Source organism: Clostridium sardiniense (assembly GCF_019753795.1).
Lineage (GTDB): Bacteria > Bacillota > Clostridia > Clostridiales > Clostridiaceae > Clostridium > Clostridium sardiniense.
The window spans coordinates 105,196-125,541 of record NZ_JAIKTU010000010.1; the positions used below are offsets into that span (position 1 = coordinate 105,196).

Genomic DNA, 20,346 nt, shown 5'->3' on the forward strand with positions numbered 1-20,346 from the left:
TTTGAAAGTACTTTCTTTTCACTAATTAGTCGTACGGTATATATTAAATATTTCATTTATTTATAAAAAAATTGCTTGAAAATTTAAAAATATTTTTAAGTGCACATTTATAGTAGCAATAACTTAATAAACTTACAATGTAAAAATAGCACCTAGAATGATTTATTAATATACTCATTCTAAGTGCTATATCTAATACTTTTTAATATTCATATTTTAACTTTCGAAGTAATTTCAGATATAATTATTTGATTATATCGTATTTCTTCTAATTTAAATGCTTCATTTACAATAAAGTAAGTCTCAACAGGGTGCCAAATAAATACCCAATAAGATACTCTTCTAACTCAGTTGAAATATTAAAATCATCGGAACATAAAAAGAGCAAGATTATATTAAATCTTGCTCTAAAAATATTATAAATAGCATAAGTAACAGTATTAAAGTAAAGTCATTTGGTATTAAAGAAATAATATCTTATTCTTAATACTAAACAAGTAAATCTTCTTTTGCATGAATAAAGCTAGTAATTAAATCATTATATGGAGCAGCTATTCCTAACTCTTTTGCTTTTCTTGAAACATATCCATTAATGTAGTCAATTTCTGTACGACGGTGATGCTGAATTAAATCTTGGTGCATTGATGGGTAATGCTCACCAGCTTGACTTGGATCATATATTGCTTCTATTCCCTTTGCAGTTTCTTCAACATCTAATGTTACTCCATAGTGTTTTGCTACTTCTGAGAATTCAGTAATAATTTTACGAATTATGTTTGAAGTCTCACCTAAGCTTCCAAATTGTTTTATATTACAATCTAAAAGTGTACAACAACTATTTAAAGTACCGTTAACGCAAGCTTTACGCCAAATTGAAAATACAACATTTTCACTATAATGAGCCTTTAAACCAGCTTGACTTAATACATCACAAATTTCTTTTGCTGCATCAGTCATACTTGAATCAATATTTTGAACTTCTAGGCTACCGTCACCAGTTAATGTAACATGGCCAGGACCAACTAATCCTGCTGTCCATAAAGTTACTCCCATGAAGACATTCTTCTTATCTACATATTTAGCAACTGTTTCTTCATGTCCTAAACCATTTAATAAACATAATACTTTAGTATTTGGACCTAATATATTTTTAATAGAAGTTAACATTGTTTCTAACCCCATTGATTTAGTAAATAATATAACTAAATCTGGAACTTCTGTTGCATCCTTTGGTAGAACAGCTGGAATTTTTACATTTTTGCTTGTTCCATTTTCATCAATTCTTAATCCATTTTCATTGATAGCCTTTACGTGATCTTCCCAACCATCAATTAATAATACATCATTTCCTTTTTCATGTAACATATAACCATAACGTGAGCCCATTGCGCCGGCTCCAGCAATTGCGATTTTCATTAGTTATTCACACTCCAATTCATTAGTTTTGTATAAATTTTTTCATTAGCTTTGTATAAATTTAAAAATTTCATCTGTATATAAATGTAGAACTTTTCTGCAAACTAGATCAATTATAAATCCACCTACAAATGGGATAACGATGAAAGCTACGATAGCGCTAACGATAGCACCTGCTGCTCCAGCCGCTGCATTAACAGAAGCAATTGGACCAACTAAACCAACTAGACCAAATCCAGCACTACTTGGTGTTCCAAGAATATTGAACATATATGCTCCAATTCCTCCTAAAATAGCATTAGCAACAACTGGAATAGCTAATCTTGGATACTCTACTAGGTTTGGCATCATCATTTTCATTGCTCCTAATAATACAGCTAAAGTAACTCCACTTTGGTTTATTCTTCTAGAACCAATAACTAATATAGCTGTACACGCAGCAACACCAATTGCTGCAGAACCTGCTCCTAATCCAGTAACTCCAATAGCAATACCAATAGCTACTGTTGAGATTGGAGAAATGATTAAAATTGAGAATGAAACGCTAATTAAAATAGCCATTAATAATGGTTGCAAAGTAGTAAACGTATTAATTAAGTTACCTATATAAACTGTAATTTGCTTTACATAAGGAAGCATGAATAATCCAATCGCACCTACGCCTGCACCTACTATAATTGGTAAAAGTAAAACTGTTAATGATCCTAATCTATCTCCAATTAAACGAATAACATATACTGCTAAAAAGGAAACTAGCATAACATTTATTAAATCACCAATTCCCACCATTTGCACTCCTGCTTCAGTAACTTTATAAGCTCCTGAACCTAAAAATGCTGCGGCTCCAACAATAATTGATTGCATAGGATTAAATTTAAATTGTAATGCTATTAAAACCCCAACCATTACTGGAACAAGGAATTGCATAATATTTACAACATTATAAAGGTCTCCAAAGATTGGATAACTTCCTCTTAATGCTTTAAAAATCTCTCCTAAAATTGCGTTTGGTATTAATCCAACAACAATTCCTGTAGCAGTTCCAGCTAAAACTTTATTTAGATAATCTTTTGGAGTTAATCTGTCAGCCCTTTCTACTTCATTATCTTTTTTCTTCTCAGATGTACTCTTCTGTGACATTTTTTCGCCTTCTTTCTTTTGTTGAATATTTTAATCAATATTTATTTGATGATAAAATAAATACTAACTAAATAGCTAACTTTTAATGGAATTAACTATGTTATAATATAAGCTAAAATTAAAGAATACTTATATATAAGTATTTCAAAAAGGTTATTAAAATATAAATAAATATTATAGAAAAGTATATTTTACTGTTTTATTTATGTACTCTATTTTGTTAAAAAAATATCTATTATCTATAAAAAAATGATACCTGTTTAAATAAATATAAAAGCTATTTTATTTTGCTCTTCTTTAAATAATATTTGCTTTTTCCTTAGTTAATATTCTCTACATATTTTATTAAATCACCAAGAACTATTTATTTTCAATTAGGTTATATACAATAAATATGCCTATTAATTTTATCTACATCATTGCAATTATTTAATTTATATAACTCTTTTACATTTCTATCAACACAGTATAAATATACACAAGAAATAATTAATTAATATTTTAATGTTAAATTTTCTACAATTATAAATATAGTTAGCCCATAGTTATTTATAATTTATAAAGCGCCTTAGAAAATCTTGTTAACTATTACCTAATGATTAAACATATTTCCTGCAAACGCTAGTCCTTATATATATTAATTTCACATTACGTCATTTGTCAATAAATTTGTCGAAAAAACTTTATAAAAATTTCATTCTTTATATATATTTTTACATTTTTATTAATTTATATATAAAATTTTTGTAATATTTTTACTCATATGAACATTTTATACTCTCCATACAAATCATTATTTCAATCTACTTAGCATAAATTACGTGGCTCCAATTTAATGAATAATAAAAAAGAGATAATAAATATTTAAATTTATTATCTCTTTGATAGTAAAGAATGTAAGTTTCCTTACCTTATTTACTACCTTTAAATATTCTTCATTGTCTTATTTTCACCACATAACTTTTCAAAATCTTTAGTGAAAACATCCACTGCACAAGTAACAGAATCATTTTTTACTAATCCTTCAATAACATCAGGACTTACTGTTGAAGCTCCTACTCCATATTTAGCTAATTCTAGTACTTGTTTAGAGTTTTTAAAACTAGCTCCTAATACTTCACATTTCAATCCATTATTTTTAAAGATATCATGAATTTCTTTTGCAACTTCAATACCATCAAAACCTAGATTATCAATTCTATTAATATATGGTGCTGCATAATCAGCTCCTGCTTTTCCTGCTAGATATGCTTGCATAGAAGTATATATAGCAGTTGCAGTAATATTAACACCTTTAGCTTTTAATGCTTTAATTGCTTTTAGTCCTTCTCTAGTAACAGGTACTTTAATAAATGTATTATCACCTAATTCTTTTAGTATACGTTCTGCCTCTTCTAGCATTCCCTCTGCTCTTTTAGATATAACTTGAACATGAAGTTCTGCATCTTTTCCAATAAACTCACGTATCTCTCTTAATACTTCAAAAGGATTTCTTCCTGACTTTGCTAATATAGTTGGATTTGAAGTTACACCATCTACTGGGAAATACTCATATATATTTTTAATTAATTCAATATTTGCATCATCAATAATAAATTTCATAGCTTTATCTCCTTATAATGTTTGTTCTGTTCTTTCAATAATATCGTCTTGTGTTTGCTTTGATAGCACATTAAAGAATGCAGAATATCCAGCTACACGAACAATTAGATCACGATGTTTTTCAGGACTCGCTTGAGCATCTAATAAAGTATCCCTAGAAACTACGTTGTATTGTACATGGAATCCTTCTAATCTATTAAAGAATGTTCTAATTAACATTGCTAATTTAATCTTATTCTCTTCTGTAGATAACATAGCAGGAGTAACTTTTTGATTTAATAATACTCCTCCTGTAATTTCATGAGTTGGTAATTTTGAAACTGTCTTAAATACAGCAGTTGGTCCATTTTGGTCCATTGCATGTGATGGTGAGCATCCTTCAGCAAGAGGTGTTCCAGCATTACGTCCATCTGGAGTTGCTAAAGTACCTTTTCCTTGACCTACATTTGCTGATATTGATGAAGTTCCTGCATATCTAACTCCACCAATTGGGCCTCTTCCGTATCTTGTATTTGGGTATTTTTTAACCTCATCTATATAAGTGTTATAAGCATCAACAACTAGCTTATCTACATAATCATCATCGTTACCATATTTAGGAGCATCCTCAATCAATGATTTTTGAATCATTTTGCCTTTGTCACTTGCAAAGTCCTCCATTAAAGCATTCCATAGCTCTGTTGTAGAAATTTTCTTTTCTTCAAATACTAACTTTTTAATTGCAGCAAGAGAATCAGCTAAGTTTGCAATACCTACTTGTAATCCTGAGATAAAGTCATATATAGCCCCACCTTCTTTTAAAGGTTTACCTCTACCAATACAATCCTCAGTTAAAGCGCTACATAGCACATCTGGTACATCATCTTCTAAAACTAAATCACAGCAATTTTCAATAATAACACTATGCTTAGTAAATTCACGAATAGTAATATCCCAAGCTTCTTTTAACTCTTCATAACTTGTCATATTATCAAAATGTGTTAATCCTTCAACTAATTTAGTTTGACTAGCAAGGTCCACCCCTTCGTTCATTGCAATTAATAATGTCTTAGGGAAATTTATAAAACTCATACCTGTACAACGATATCCCCATTTACCAGGAACAGCAACTTCAACACAACCAATTGCACTATAGTTATAAGCATCTTCTTCTGTAACACCTTTTTCAATAAATGAAGGAATAATAACTTCATCTGAATTAAAGGCTGGCATTCCAGTTCCTAATTTAAGAACTTCAATTGCTTCATTCATAAATTTATCATCTAAGCCTTTATGATATCTAACAGTTAGGTTAGGTTGAGGTAATTTTGTTTGAGCAACAGATTTTAGAATTAAGTAAGATAATTTATTAACTGCATCTTTTTTATCTATAGTTTGCCCACCAACAGTAACATTTTGATATAAAGGTGATCCAGCACTAAATTGTGTATGTGACCAGCTTCTTACTTTATTAATTGTGAATGTTTTAAGCCATAAATTTGTTAATAATTCAACAGCTTTATCTTCAGTAATATCTCCACTTTCTAAATCCTTTTCTAAATATGGATATAAGTATTGATCCATTCTACCGTATGATAATGAGTGTCCATTAGATTCAATTTGAAGAATTAAATGAACAAACCACATTGATTGAACCGCTTCATAGAAGCTATCTGATGGTTCATATGGAACTTTATTCATTATTCTAGCAATTTCTATTAACTCCATTTTTCTAGCTTCATCATTTTCTTTTGCTGCCATCTCTTTTGCTAAATCAGAATATCTTTTAGCAAAAGTTTTAATTGCATCCATTACAATTAGGATTGCTTCATAGAAATGATATTTTTTTATATTATGGAAGTCAGTAAGGTCTAGTGCATCTCTTGCAGCAATAGTCCTTTCTTCGTATTCCTTTAATCCATTTTTCATAATGCGTCCATAATCAACTGCGATATGGGCATCACCACTAGTAATATTTCCTTCTGCTTTAATAATTCCTAAATCATATAACACCCTACTATTTGGAGGAATATTTGCTAATCCTTTATCAAGAGTTGTGTTATGTTCCCAATATGGAGCTATATTTCTAAGTTCTTCTTTAGTCTCTTCATCAATATAGAAAACATCACCGTCTCTTTTTTCAAACTCATCCAACTCTCTGACTACCCAATCCATAGCATATTCAGGGAAAATAGGAGCTGCTCTATTAGCTTTTGCTTGGTTACCAACAATTAATGTTTGCTTTTCAATAAAGATAGGCATCTTCTCTAAAATGTTTTTAAGCATGTATGCTCTTTTCACGATTATCGGCTTATCTGCATGTTCTCTATAAGCCTCAGTAGTAAGAATTGCTCTTGTAGCATCAACTGATGCTTTAGTTTCTAATAATTCTTCTCTAAAATCATACATTCTATTAGTTAATAATCCAAAATGATTTTTCATTCTTTCTCCTCCTTAAGGGAAATATATTATTTAAGTTTCATTCATAAGTTATTTTCCTTTCGTCTATAATTATATACTATCATATTAAGTATCATTGTCAATATTTTATTTCATAAAGAATATATAAAAGTTTCATTTGAAACAATTTTATTTACTTTGATAACCTATGATGCTATTATATAAATATAATAAGGGGAGGAAGTAATATGAAAGATAGAGGTATAATATTTAATATTCAAAAATTTAGTATTCATGACGGTCCTGGAATAAGAACTACTGTATTTTTTAAAGGTTGTCCTTTAAGATGCAAATGGTGTTCTAACCCTGAATCACAGCTAGATAGTGTTCAAATACTATGGAATGAATCAAAATGTTCAAGATGTAAGACATGTATTAGTACTTGTAACCAAAATGCTATTAGCATAATTGATAATAGAATCACTATTGATGGTAAAAAATGCATGGGATGTTTACAATGTATCGCAAATTGTCCTAATGATGCTCTTAAAAATGAAGGTGAATATAAAGAAATTGAAGAAATTCTTGATACATGTCTTCAAGACAAAGATTTTTATGATGAATCAAATGGAGGTGTAACAATTTCAGGTGGTGAAGGAATGAGTCAACCAGCATTCCTAAAGGAACTAGTTTCAGATTTAAAAAAAGAAAATATTCATGTTGCAATTGAAACAACTGGATATATTGATCATGAATTATTTAAAGAACTCTCTATTTTGTTTGATCTACTATTATTTGATGTTAAGCATTATGATAGTAATAAACATTTTGAAGGTACCGGTGTTTATAATGATTTGATTACTCAAAACTTGAAATGGGCAATTGAAAATGGAATAAATATTTTGCCAAGAATTCCAGTTATACCTAATTTTAATAATTCTTTAGAAGATGCTAGTGGAATAGCAGATTTATTAAAAGATGTTGGTGCAGAACGTGTGCAACTTCTTCCATTCCACCAATTTGGCGAAAAAAAATATGATATGTTAAATAAAGTATACACTCTAAAAGATACAAAAGCTTTGCACCCTGAAGATTTAAATAACTATCAAGAAGTATTTATTAATAAAGGAATTAATTGCTTCTTCTAATAAAACAGGGCCACCTCATAACTATAATTTAGTAAATTATATGAATAGCTACGAACAAAAATAAAACCAGTAGAATGAATATTTCTACTGGTTTTATTATTAAACTTGTACTGATTTCTTAAGATTCTATAAGTATAAGTTATATTTTAGGGACTGGCTATTTTGATAAAGTCCCTTTTAATATTCTACTTTTTTTACTTCTATATTTTTACTAGACAAATATTCTTCATATTCTTTAGGTATATTTACATCCGTTACAACAGAACTAATCTCATCAGTTGCAATTAAATTAACAACGCCTTTTTGAGAAAACTTAGTTGACTCAGTAACAATGATCACATGATTAGCTTGTTTTGCCATATCACGTACTGTTTCACTTCTCATATAATCCTTGCCTGTAAATCCTGATGCTTCTGAAAACCCATCAGTTCCAATAAATAATTTATCTACAAAGAAAGATTCTACACATTTTCTAGTAATAGGCCCAACCATTACTTGAGACTCATTTTGATATTCTCCACCTAACAAAATAATTCTTGTATTAGATTCTTTTCTTATATATTCAGCAATAAAAGCTGAATTTGTAATGATGGTAATATCTCTTTTTGTTCTTGCTATTTCAAGGGCAACTAATGCACAACAAGAACCTGATTCTATCATAATAGTTTCCCCATCCATTACTGACTCAGTAGCGACCGTTGCAATCCTTCTTTTAATATCATAGTGATAAGCTAACCGATTATTAATATCATCACTTGAATTTAATGTTGCAAAACCATGCTCTCTAATAATAAGACCTTTATTTTCTAATTGTATTAAATCTTTACGAATAGTTACTTGAGATACATTTAATAACTCAGATAACCTAGTAACTTCTATTTTTTTATTCTCTGTTAATAATTCTAAAATTTTAGTATGTCTATCTAACATCTTAGCCATATATTAATTCACCACTCTTTTCATTAATACAATATCATACAATTATTTCGTTTGCAATTTAAATAGCCTTCGTTTATTATTATTTACTCCAAAAACGAAAGCTATTCTAGTCTTATTTATAACACTAAATTTATTAACAGATATATTTGCAAAAATCACTCTATATTTTTTTATTATTTATTAATTTAAATTCATTTACTCTCATACAACACACTCACTTTCTATATCTTTCGTTATATATATCTCTTCCCCACCCCTCATATAACTTCTTGTAGTACCTCTATTGGTAAATCCATTTCTGTCATAAAACCTTTGGGCACTTATATTATTTTTTGCTGTATCTAAATCCATTCTGGTAAACCCATTGTCTATTAAGTCTTTAGAAATTAATCTAATAAATTTACCTCCAAGACCCTTGCTTCTATGATTATCATCTATCCATATAACATTCACGTAGGCAGTATTTATTTTATTTAAATATAAGATTTTAACTTCTCCTACTTTTTTATTCTTATAGACTAAATCAATAATCCCTTTATTATATTTACTTACCCCAGTCTTAATTAACTTAATATCTTCATAAGCAGAGGCATCGCATGAATAAAAAGATTCTTCACCTATTTCTATTAAATCAGTACTATAATATATATTTTCATGTTCAATATGATATACATACTCTTTAAGTAAATCTGCAATGTAGATTTTACTTTCATGAAGCTTACCATGACGTGCATTACAGCTTAATCCTAAACTATGATTAAAAGCAAAGTAGCTGTCAAATTTATTATTACTAAAATTCTCTTGAGCCTTTTTTATTAATAAATTACCTGCATCAGCTCTGCCTTCATTGAAATAAATATTTCTTATTATACCTATATTAGGCGAATAAAGTTTCTCACCAGTAGTATCAAAATATATATGAGGCTGTCCAAACTGAATAAACCCTAGAACTTCCTTATCTTCCTCTACTAAGTAAGTTTCTATATAATCAAACATTTTTTCACCTTCATAACTATCTTCAAAGAAACAAGTTTTTAAACCTTCTATATCAACTTGATAGAAATACGGAATATCCTTTGAAATCTCTTTCCAATAATTAAATATCTTATAAAAGTTACTTCTATTAACACTTATAATTTTCATATCTTCCCTCTCCCATCTAATACCTATTAATATCATATTTTAAATTTATCCTTTTATAAACCTATTACTTTTTTCTGAAATAAAAATAAGCCATAAACTACATAAATAGTCTATGACTTGTTTAATCTTTATTTATATTTCTCTTTTAATATTATTCTATCTATACTCTTTTTTGATAAAAAATACTTTTCTGCAAGAGCTATTCTACTAGCTCCGCTCTTATATTCATCATAAATTTTTAAATCTCTTAATTTAATTTCACTTCGTATATTAGTTGTCTCTCCCCAAGCTTTTCTATTATTCTCTTTCTTTGGGATGTATATATACTCACCTTGTACATACTGCTGAATAAGTTCCATGACTTCTATTGGAAGTATGTCTTTTGCTGTTTTATAGCACATAATGCTCCTCCTAAATTTTTAGATTCTATTTAGGGTTAGCAAATGCTATTATATTACTTTTATTATAATGCAATAGCCTTGCTATGCATTAATAGCAGGTTTTGTCATAAAAAAATCCCCCTTTCTTTTCCAATATATTAACAATTCTACCTTTTTTAAACTTGAAAGGCAATATACTTTAAACTCATAAACTCTGCGAAATATAATAATTTATATTCTATTATTTATTTTTTAAATACTTACTAAATATAATTATCTACCAACTATAAAGTTTATTACTGAATTGTATTTTTCAAACTATATTTGCATAATAAAACTAAAGCTATTTATAAATAATAACTTCAGTTTTATTATTATGCAAATATTTAATTCTTAACTACTTACTAAATATAATGAATTTCCATTTGCAGTCCATACAAGTAAATATACATTATTACTCTTATTTATCGGTACAAGATATCGTGACACTCCACCATAATCTGCAGTACCAGTAAGACAAAATTGATAATATAATACCTGATCTCTATTTGCTACACCTTCATATATTAAATTATCATATCCAGAAATTGTTTTCTTAACTAACTCAACCGCTCTATCAAATGAATTGAAATTTTTTTTATTTTCTTCAATTTCTCTATTTTCTTCTTCAAGTCTTTTTGCTTCTTCTTTAGACTTTTTTTCAGCTTCTATTCTTAAGATTTCTGCGCCTACCTTTTCTTTTAATTTTTCAGTCTGCTGCTTCTGATCTTCATTTAATTTTTCTTTTTCTACATTTTTAATTAATTTCTCTGCTTCAGTATATTTCTTTTCATTTATTAAATCTTTAACTTTATTTATCTTTTTAATATTTTCTATGGAATTATCTATTTGTTTTTTAAGATTATTAACATCACTCTTTAATCCATCAAAATTTGTATAATTATTGCTAATTTCTTTTATTTCTTTATTAGCATCTTCTACTTTATTCTTATCAAATAGATTTTTAGAATCTAGATACTTCTCTATCATATCTTTTGCTTCTAACGCCTCTTTATCATTTGATTTATAATCTAACTCTAAATCAAATACAGCTAAAGCCTTATCATATTCTTTCTGTGATGTAAGTTGCATACCTTTTTTCAATATTTTACTTGCATTATAATTCCTATATACAAAAAATGATGCTACTCCTAATATAATTGCTGTAATGGTAGCAACTAATAGTATTTTGTATTTTTTCTTCATGTGTTTTTTATCCCCCTATTGTATAATAATCTTTTGCTAAATTACTTTTAATCAGCACTTCTTAGTATACAATATTACATAATTATATTTAAAGACTTTTTATAATTATACATAGGATATTTAATTCAACATCGTACTTATTATAATATCTATAATATTAATCTTTTTATTTCTATTGTTTGCATTATCTCAATTATCATATTAGACTTTCTTTCTTTGGATAAAACTAATCATCTGATCCTTATTTTTATTTAATTGAGGTATCCTATTAACATTTGCTCCAGAAGGATGTGGAAATCCCTTAAGAATTTGATTTTCATTTATAATCCCCTCTTCTTGAAGTTTACACAAAACTTCTTCAACAGCTCTACCTAATGGTATTAATAATATATCTTCAAAATTATCTAAGCTTCTAAGTTCATTAATAAAATTCTCACGAACATATTTCATTAGAAAATCACTTTTTATTAGCTTTGGAGTATGCCCTGAATAGTTTTGTTTCTTAACAAAAACAGAATAAGGAATTAAAGATACTGTATGTAATAAATAGTCCTTTTCAGCAAATAATTCACTACAACCATCTATATTCAACGCTTTATTAAGCTCTATCTCATCTAACATACTTATTATATTTTTTCTTAAAGATCCACTAAAACGTCCTGCAACCTTGCACTTATATTGAATTGCTTTAATATCATTACTTACTTCTAACTCTTTTCTTACAGTGGCAATTGCTGTACTCATTTGTTGAAACCCTGGAGTTATTCCGATTATAAAAACTTTAGCTTTTTTATTAATATACTCATTGTGTGGAGCATAATATATTTCTATATTATCTTTCTTATCAATTAAGAAACCTTCTATTAATAATTCTTCTTTTGTGTATTTATCTTTAATTGGTAAATTTTTAATTATCTCTTTATAATCATATAATGTCTTTTTCATTCTAACATCTCCAAAATAATATTCTTACATATATTCTACATAACTATGATCTAATTATAAAACTATTTAAATTATAAGATAAGCTAATGATATATGTAATATCATTAGCTTATCTCTTAATCTCTATTTTTATCTTTTATTAATAATTAATTTATAGAAATATAAATATGAATTTCTTGATTTTGCATGTCTTCACTATTATTTTGATATTCTTCAAAATCACAAGTGTAGCTTCTATCTAAATTCATTTGCCAAAGTTTCATCCAAAATTCTCCAACCGAATCTTTAACATCACCCTTTATAATAAACTTAGCATATTTCCCACCTAAAATTGTCTTACTTACTAACGGAGCTTCTATTTTACTCGCCTCACTCACTTCAACACAGCAAAAGAAATTATATGGTTTAGTAAAGTCTCCCTGGTAATCTGTATATAATCCAATAGCTTTATTATCCTTTTTATTTTGTACTTTTTCATAATAACCTTCCATGATGAATTTTTGCCATAACTCACCTATGTCTTTAACTGCCTTATTTTCGTTATTAGTAGTTTCTTTTACTAACCCAACAACCTTTTTCTCATCTAAATTTACTATTTCATAATTCATAAATAATCCTCCTAATATACTTTTTTATTAGAGTATATATAAAGTAATATGACATTAGTCTGTCATATTATAAAATCTTTTTAAAATTATTTATGATTTAATTGATTTTACTCTTTGCTTATATCCTATAACTTTATTTATATATTTATTTTATTTGTGCCTTTGCTTCATACATATTTATAGTTTCTTTCATCTTATTTAGTATAATATCTCTTATATATTTGGGCTCTATCACTTCTACATAATTCCCAAAAGAAAGAATATATCCATATAGCCACTCATTTTCCGGAAGCTCTATGTTTACTTCATATGTACCATCTCTATTATCAATTAATAGCTCTTGATCAAAGTCATCAAACATTCTATATAAAACTTCTTTATTAAGTTTTAGTTTTAAAGTAACCATGTTATCTATAGTATCCTTAGAAGAATTCATATCTATTTCTTTAAGCTTTCTCCTAACGAAGTCCTCTTCCATTACAACTAAATCTTTTATTCTAGTTATTCTAAAAATTCTAACATCTTCCTTTAACCTGCAATATCCATATAGATACCATGTCTGACCTTTATAAATAAGCTTCATTGGCTCAATAGTTCTTCTTGATTTGCTTCCAAAGCTATTTACATAATTAAACTCTATTAATTTATTATTTAATATTGCTATTTTTATTTGAGTGAATTTATCATTTTCATTAAAATCGCTACCCCATTTAGAAAAATCTATATCTATCCAATTTGATAGCTCCTCTTTATTTAACATAAAACTCATCTTATTTATAACTGAATTAATTTCAGGGTATTTAGTAACCTCTAATGTTTTTAGAGCTACAATTAAACTTTGCTTATCTTTCTCTGATAGTATGGTTTTATTTACAGAGTATTCTTCTAATAAAGATATGCCTCCACCTTTTCCCTTACTCATGTATACTGGAATTCCTGATAAAGATAACTCTTCAATATCTCTATATATAGTTCTTGTAGATACTTCAAATTTATCTGCTAATTCTTTTGCTGTTACACTTCTTTTGTTTAGAAGTATTATTATTATCTCAGTTAATCTATTAATTTTCATAACTTACCCCTATTTATGATTTATATTATATATACATTTAGGTAATAGCTTTTTATCTTAAATCATAAACCCTGACTTTCACTATTTTGCTTACTTTATTATCACCTTTATAAATATCGAACATAGATATTTATAAATTTATTTATTTAAAACTGGTAACCTAACTTCAAATATTGTTCTTGAATCATCACTATAAGCCTCTATAGTTCCTTCATGTAACTCAATAATATTTTTAGTTATTGCAAGTCCTAGCCCCGATCCCCCTATATCACTATTTCTTGATTTTTCTACTCTATAGAATCTATCAAATATATTAGGAAGATCTACTGAAGATATAGCCTTTCCATAATTTATAACTTGAATTACTGCCATATTATCTTCAAGTTTTGTTGTTACATCAACATAATGTCCGTCCTTACCATACTTAATTGCATTAGATAATAAATTTTCAAAAGTTCTTACTAGTTTCTGTGCATCTGCATCTACTATTAGCTTATCATCTGAAAAATTAATTCTTGATTCCATATCTGCGTTCTTAAACTGGCATTCAAAATAAGCAACTACTTGACCTAATAATTCTACTAAATTAATTTCTCTCTTGTCTAAATTAATAGTATTATTCTGCATTTTAGTTAATTCAAATAAATCATTTATAAGAAGATTTAAACTCTTTGATTTTTCATATGCAATATTAGCATAATATCTAAGCCTCACTTCATCATCATACTGATCGCTATCAATTATTTCTAAGTATCCCATTATTGAAGTTAGTGGAGTTCTTAAATCATGAGAAACATTCGTTATTAAATCATTTTTTGTTTGCTGTGCTTTTCTCTCCTCTATAGTTCTATCTTTAAGCTGTTTTGATATACTATTTATATTATCTGCTAACTTTTTGATATCTCCTTCTTCGTAAGCATTTATTGATCTATCCAAATCACCATTAGCCATTATTTCAGTTTCATTTATAATATTCACCAAACTCTTATTTCTTCTATATCTCTTAACAAGTAAATAAAATATTATAAATAACCCTAATCCGGCAACTAAATAAATAATTCCATCAAGGTACATCTCATGTATATAACGCCATAGGTTTATAATATTATTAATAAGTTGAATCGCTGTATATCTATAAAGAAATACTATACCCACTCTAATTATTATTACTGTAAAGTAAGTTAATATTGCAGAAATAGCTATATCAATTAATGTTAGTTCCCAATGTTTATAAACCTTTTTATTTTTCAATTTTATAACCAACTCCCCATACAGTGTGGATTATCTTATTGCCTTCCATATGCTGTTCTAATTTTTCTCTGATTCTGCTCATATGAACCATAACTGTATTATTTGATTGATAATATCTTTCTTTCCACACCTTCTCAAATATTTCTTCTGTATTAAATACCCTACCTCTATTTGTAGCTAATAAATATAAAATATCAAACTCCCTTGCAGTTAATGATACTTCATTCTCATCTACAGTTACCTTATGTTTGCTCTTATCTATAACCATTGACTCAATTCTTATTATATCATTTGAAGTTTGCATTTTAGTATTTAGAAAGTATGCCCTTCTAAGTAATGCTCTTATTCTAACTGTAAGTTCTAAATGATTAAATGGCTTACACACATAATCATCTGCACCAGTCATAATTCCTTGTATTCTATCCATATCCTCCACTTTTGCACTTAACATAAGTATTGGAATATTATATTTTTCTCTTGCCCTTCTACAAACTTCTAAACCATCCATACCTGGCATCATTATATCTAAAACCATTAAATGAATTTCTTCTTTATCTAATACCTCTAAGGCTTCTTCTCCGCATTTTGCCTTAAAAACATTATATCCTTCATTTCTAAGATTTATTTCTAATAAGTCTCTTATTTCATTTTCATCATCTACTACAAGAATGTTATTATTCATATACCCCTCCAATTATATATTTATTTTCCAAGATACTCTTCTAATGTAATCTTCTTATCATAAATATCCTTAGCAGCTTTTTTACCAACATATCTAACATGCCAAGGCTCATACTCTATACCTGTTACATTTTTCTTTCCATAAGGATATCTTATAATAAATCCAAATTTATAACAATTCTTAGCAAGCCAATCTGCCTCTTTTGTTCCCTTCACAAAATATTTATCCCTATTAGTAATATCAATACATAATCCTGTTTGATGCTCACTAAATCCTGGTCTTGCTACATATGCATCTGCACGTTCCCGTCCTTCTGCTTCTACCCTATTATTATAAGTTTTAGTTTGAGATCTATATGATCTATAAGCTGAATTTCCAAGTAATATTACCCCTTCTTCTTTAGCCTTATTTACCATATCCTCTAATGGTTTTGCCATAATTCCAGCTACATGTTTTTCTTCATCAGTTGCTTCATCTGTAAATTCTATATTTGGTATAGTTGAACCCTCTGGTTCATAATATTTGCTTAGCCCATATTTTCTATTTACTAAAATCAATTCTGTTCCTATATTAGGACTATTCCCTTGTGCTTTCATCTCTGTTCCCTTTAAATTAAATATATTTTCTTTATTACTTATATCCTTTGATCCCGTACCTATAAAATCCAACATGTATAAAATTCCAATAATAATTATTATAAACGCTAAAACCTTTTTTAATCCACTTTTCATTTTTCTACCTCTCTTTTCTAAATATCGTGACTTCATATCATGACTTTATTTTAGAAAAGAGAGTTTACAACTCTTATAAAAATTTCTTAAGAAACCTTAAGTTTTATAAAAAATGAAAGTAGGATATAAGTTTTAGCTTATCTTTATTTATTAAAAATATCCACTTAATAGATAATAATCCGATAATTCATAGGTTTAAAGTTCTCTGTAATTATTATGATGATAATCTTATAGTTAAATTTAATAAAATTTATTATTTATTGTTAGTCTTTATATTCTATTTATTACTTTATAAATAGAATATAAACTTTATTTGCCTATAAGTTACCTATTATATTTCTAATTGTAAATAATCTTTTATAAATATAAATTTTGGTAATTAGATTTAATTTTTATCATCTGATAATATAGTACCTAATTATTAAACGTAATTAAATATGATATTTGAAAGGATGATTTTTTATGGATCAATTTAGAACAATTGAAACATATTTTAAAGGACCAGGATTCCATATGGTTGGAGATGGATTTCATGTAAGTCAATATTTCCCTCAAGGCAAGGATTTACTTGTACGTTTCTCACCATTTATTTTATTAGATTATAATGCACCTTATTATTTTGAACCATCAAACTTTAGGCGTGGAGTTGGAGCCCATCCACATAGATGCTTTGAGACAGTTACTATAGCATATGCAGGAAAAGTTGAGCATCATGATAATAAAGGCAATCATGGTGTCATAGGACCTGGAGATGTCCAATGGATGACTGCTGGATCTGGAGTTCTCCATAAAGAATATCATGAAGAAAGTTTCTCTAAAAATGGAGGAATTCTTCATATGATTCAACTTTGGGTTAATTTACCTAAGAAAGATAAAATGACTCATCCTAAGTATCAATCAATTTCAAAAGATGATATGGGCATTTGTAAATTGAATAATGATTATGGAGAAATAAAAATAATAGCTGGAGAAGTTAACGGAGTAAAAGGCCCAGCTAGTACTTTTTCTAAGATAAACTTATATAATGTTGATTTAAAGAATTTTGGAAAAACAGTATTATCAGAGCCAAGTAATTTTAATACAGGTATTTTAGTTATAGGTGGTAAGATAAAGGTTAATGATGAAAATACTTTTGAAGAAAATGATTTTATATTGTTTGATAATGTAGAAGGAAAAATAAATATAGAATCAATAACTGAAACATCATTATTTATAGTTCTAAGTGGTGAACCTTTAAATGAACCTGTAGCTTCTGATGGTCCATTTGTAATGAACACAGAGGAAGAACTACTTCAAGCATATAATGATTTTGAAAGTGGAAAATTTGGAACTTTTAATTTTTAATAAGAAAAAGGGAAAAAGCTTTAATGCTTTTTCCCTTAAATAAAATATTAAAGTGAATATACTTTATATACTTATTAGCTTTTAAAATTATTTTCTATTTATTATATCGACTATTTTTTGTCCTTGCTTTAGTAGTTTATTATAATTATTTTCTTCTTCTATTTTTTTAATAACTTTCTCTGATGTGTCTTTATTTGAAATATTGAAATATTTTTTTAATATTTCATACTGAGTTTCTCCATTTTTCTTTGTACTATCTTCTATGTCATCTTTCCAATTAATATTTAATTTATCCATTATTAATCCTAGTGCTGCACCTGTCTCATATTTCATCGGTCTCTCTAAATATGTAGGTGTCTCTCCTATACCATCTGATATACAATTAAATGCATGAGTAAATGTAACATGATAAGGCTTTTCTTTACTAGCAAGAACCATTAAGTTTCCTCCTGTTAACTTGTTATATTTATATTCCATATATCTTGCTGTTCCTTCTATTGCCTCAGTGTTAGTTTCTTTAATCAATTGTGGCCATTTTTCATATCTATAAGTACGTACAATAGTCCACTCCTTTAAATACTTTTTAATCTCTTCTGTATTACTTTTTTCCATACATTTATCTAGAAGTTTAAATTCCAATCCCATTAAAGCATAATTTTCTTTATTTACTGGATAATTTTCTATATACTCTCCATCATTTTTGTCATATGTCCAATTTTTTTGATTATATGTATGGAATGATTCATGTATTAAGAATGAAGAGAAATCAAAATATAAATCTGGATTCTCTATCATTTTAGGATAATACTTAAAATAGAAAATAGCTTGATTATCAATATTTACAGTTCCAAAATTTGAAGGCATCCAAGTATATAGCATACTTATATCAAACTTACTTAATCTATAAACTGTTGGTAAATCCAAGGAACTTGGCATAGTCATTTTTTCTGCAAATATACTATTCTCAATCCCTTTTACATTAATGGCATATGCATATTTTCTTATAATTCCTTTATCATTATTTGTCCTTATTAAGATTAATGGCATATTATTTAGTTTATCTTTATCTCCCCATAATTTATCACTATTTTCATCAAACTGATTATATACCTTTGATAATTGTCCAAACATTTCTTTATCTACAGAGTTAAAACTTTCATAATTAGTCTTGTAAGTCTTATTTAATATAATATCAATTACTACTGATCCTACTAATAAAACTAATAAAATCGAAATTATTATAAGTAATTTATTTTTTGATTTTGTCATTATCAAATCCCCCTTTTTTATTTTAATTAAACTTAGAATGAATATTTTATTATGTTAATCATATCTATTCTAGTATTATTGTCTAATTGTAATATTAAAACTTTAAAATACACATAAAAATTTCTTAAGAAACCTTAAATTCTCAATCTTATAATTTCTCATTAGACTCTACAAAAACTTGAATTTGACAATTATATGATTCTATATTGAAAAAGTCATTAAATAACTCTACTTCAATAAACCATTTGACCTTTAAATTTTTTTCTCTTATATAATTTAATAATTTTCTTCTACGTTCATTTTCATTTTCTTTACTATAAACTAAAGTTAAATACTCTCCCTTTGGTAATACTTTTATGTCGTCTTCCATATCTACATAATCATTTTCTTTAAAGCCACTAAAAACGTAGCTTGGCTCTATATTTCCCTCTGAATCAATATTGTATATGATTCCTCTATCTAAAGACATTTGTACATTCTTATTTTCAATTACTTTCTCTAACTCTGAATAGTATAATAATTCTTTTAAACTTTCAACCTCTTTGCATGGTACTGTAATTACATAACGTTCATTAAAAAATTGTGTAGATATTTCATCATTATTTATTATATCCTTAGAATATTCTATGCTATTACTTAATGCATCAATATTTCTTATTATTTCATTCATTCTTTTTATATTCTCTTGTGCTTCATACCTTTTCAATTGTAAAAATTCTAAGAGTTTATCTGTATTACGTTCCTCAAAAATTTCTTGTAGTTCTGCTATGCTAGTTCCTAGTGCTCTGAAACCTTTTATGATATCTATATAAATAAATTGGTTTATAGAGTAATATCTATAACCTGTTTCCTCATCAATATATTTGGGTATAAGTATTCCCACCTTATGATAATATCTTAAGGCTTTTATAGTAACCTCTTTAATTTTAGAAACTTCACCAATAGAAAATAAATTTTTCATTATAATTATCCCCCTCATATCTTTTAAATTCTCGTTGACTCTCCCTTTAGGGTATACCTTATTATCATTATAAAGTATTAATGATAAATAC

The 20,346-nt window shown here is 27.3% G+C and carries 18 protein-coding genes; 2 read left to right on the forward strand and 16 right to left on the reverse strand.

The window, feature by feature from the left end:
• Nucleotides 1-489 precede the first annotated feature (489 nt).
• From K5V21_RS13110 to K5V21_RS13125, 4 genes are all read right to left on the reverse strand, one after another.
• Nucleotides 490-1,416, reverse strand: a complete 927-nt coding sequence (locus K5V21_RS13110; protein ID WP_221861636.1) for a 2-dehydropantoate 2-reductase — start codon at nt 1,414-1,416, stop codon at nt 490-492.
• A 45-nt stretch (nt 1,417-1,461) separates the two neighbouring features.
• Nucleotides 1,462-2,556 carry a PTS transporter subunit IIC gene (locus K5V21_RS13115; RefSeq protein WP_221861637.1) on the reverse strand — a complete coding sequence of 365 codons (1,095 nt, stop codon included), beginning with the start codon at nt 2,554-2,556 and terminating at the stop codon, nt 1,462-1,464.
• Nucleotides 2,557-3,480: 924 nt separating this feature from the next.
• Nucleotides 3,481-4,158 (reverse strand): fructose-6-phosphate aldolase, encoded by a 678-nt coding sequence (locus K5V21_RS13120; protein ID WP_221861638.1) that lies wholly within the window; start codon nt 4,156-4,158, stop codon nt 3,481-3,483.
• A gap of 12 nt (nt 4,159-4,170) precedes the next feature.
• Nucleotides 4,171-6,579: a glycyl radical protein gene (locus K5V21_RS13125; RefSeq protein ID WP_221861639.1), complete on the reverse strand. Its 2,409-nt coding sequence runs from the start codon at nt 6,577-6,579 to the stop codon at nt 4,171-4,173.
• Between the two features lie 206 nt (nt 6,580-6,785).
• Here K5V21_RS13125 and K5V21_RS13130 point away from each other — a divergent pair, with 206 nt between their 5' ends.
• Entirely contained in the window at nt 6,786-7,685 is a 900-nt protein-coding gene (locus K5V21_RS13130) for a glycyl-radical enzyme activating protein (RefSeq protein ID WP_221861640.1), read from the forward strand.
• A 177-nt stretch (nt 7,686-7,862) separates the two neighbouring features.
• Here the strand turns inward: K5V21_RS13130 and K5V21_RS13135 are convergent, their stop codons facing one another.
• The 10 genes from K5V21_RS13135 to K5V21_RS13180 all read right to left on the reverse strand — a co-directional run bounded on the left by K5V21_RS13135 (nt 7,863) and on the right by K5V21_RS13180 (nt 16,681).
• The gene (locus tag K5V21_RS13135; RefSeq protein WP_221861687.1) at nt 7,863-8,615 is read right to left on the reverse strand and encodes a DeoR/GlpR family DNA-binding transcription regulator; all 753 of its coding nucleotides are present in this window, start codon (nt 8,613-8,615) and stop codon (nt 7,863-7,865) included.
• Between the two features lie 210 nt (nt 8,616-8,825).
• A complete protein-coding gene (locus K5V21_RS13140; RefSeq protein ID WP_221861641.1) occupies nt 8,826-9,767 on the reverse strand; it encodes a GNAT family N-acetyltransferase in 942 nt (313 codons plus the stop codon).
• A gap of 128 nt (nt 9,768-9,895) precedes the next feature.
• Entirely contained in the window at nt 9,896-10,168 is a 273-nt protein-coding gene (locus tag K5V21_RS13145; RefSeq protein WP_221861642.1) for a CD3324 family protein, read from the reverse strand.
• Nucleotides 10,169-10,540: 372 nt separating this feature from the next.
• On the reverse strand, nt 10,541-11,392 hold the full coding sequence (locus tag K5V21_RS13150) for a hypothetical protein (RefSeq protein WP_221861643.1): 852 nt from the start codon (nt 11,390-11,392) through the stop codon (nt 10,541-10,543).
• 201 nt (nt 11,393-11,593) lie between these two features.
• Nucleotides 11,594-12,337, reverse strand: coding sequence for a hypothetical protein (locus K5V21_RS13155; RefSeq protein WP_221861644.1), 744 nt, complete (start codon nt 12,335-12,337; stop codon nt 11,594-11,596).
• A gap of 146 nt (nt 12,338-12,483) precedes the next feature.
• Nucleotides 12,484-12,945: a GyrI-like domain-containing protein gene (locus K5V21_RS13160; RefSeq protein WP_221861645.1), complete on the reverse strand. Its 462-nt coding sequence runs from the start codon at nt 12,943-12,945 to the stop codon at nt 12,484-12,486.
• Between the two features lie 145 nt (nt 12,946-13,090).
• Complete coding sequence (locus K5V21_RS13165) at nt 13,091-14,017, reverse strand: helix-turn-helix transcriptional regulator (RefSeq protein WP_221861646.1); 927 nt, start codon at nt 14,015-14,017, stop codon at nt 13,091-13,093.
• Nucleotides 14,018-14,155: 138 nt separating this feature from the next.
• On the reverse strand, nt 14,156-15,268 hold the full coding sequence (locus K5V21_RS13170; protein ID WP_221861647.1) for a sensor histidine kinase: 1,113 nt from the start codon (nt 15,266-15,268) through the stop codon (nt 14,156-14,158).
• The gene (locus K5V21_RS13175) at nt 15,258-15,950 is read right to left on the reverse strand and encodes a response regulator transcription factor (protein ID WP_221861648.1); all 693 of its coding nucleotides are present in this window, start codon (nt 15,948-15,950) and stop codon (nt 15,258-15,260) included. Before K5V21_RS13175 ends, K5V21_RS13170 begins: the two co-directional genes overlap by 11 nt.
• A 20-nt stretch (nt 15,951-15,970) precedes the next feature.
• Entirely contained in the window at nt 15,971-16,681 is a 711-nt protein-coding gene (locus K5V21_RS13180; RefSeq protein WP_221861649.1) for a M15 family metallopeptidase, read from the reverse strand.
• 462 nt (nt 16,682-17,143) lie between these two features.
• On the opposite strand from K5V21_RS13180, the gene K5V21_RS13185 reads away from it, so the two are divergent.
• On the forward strand, nt 17,144-18,025 hold the full coding sequence (locus tag K5V21_RS13185; RefSeq protein WP_221861650.1) for a pirin family protein: 882 nt from the start codon (nt 17,144-17,146) through the stop codon (nt 18,023-18,025).
• A gap of 87 nt (nt 18,026-18,112) precedes the next feature.
• Here K5V21_RS13185 and K5V21_RS13190 read toward each other — a convergent pair whose 3' ends face one another.
• Nucleotides 18,113-19,294, reverse strand: coding sequence for a hypothetical protein (locus K5V21_RS13190; RefSeq protein ID WP_221861651.1), 1,182 nt, complete (start codon nt 19,292-19,294; stop codon nt 18,113-18,115).
• Between the two features lie 148 nt (nt 19,295-19,442).
• On the reverse strand, nt 19,443-20,255 hold the full coding sequence (locus K5V21_RS13195; RefSeq protein WP_221861652.1) for a MerR family transcriptional regulator: 813 nt from the start codon (nt 20,253-20,255) through the stop codon (nt 19,443-19,445).
• Between the last annotated feature and the right edge of the window lie 91 nt (nt 20,256-20,346).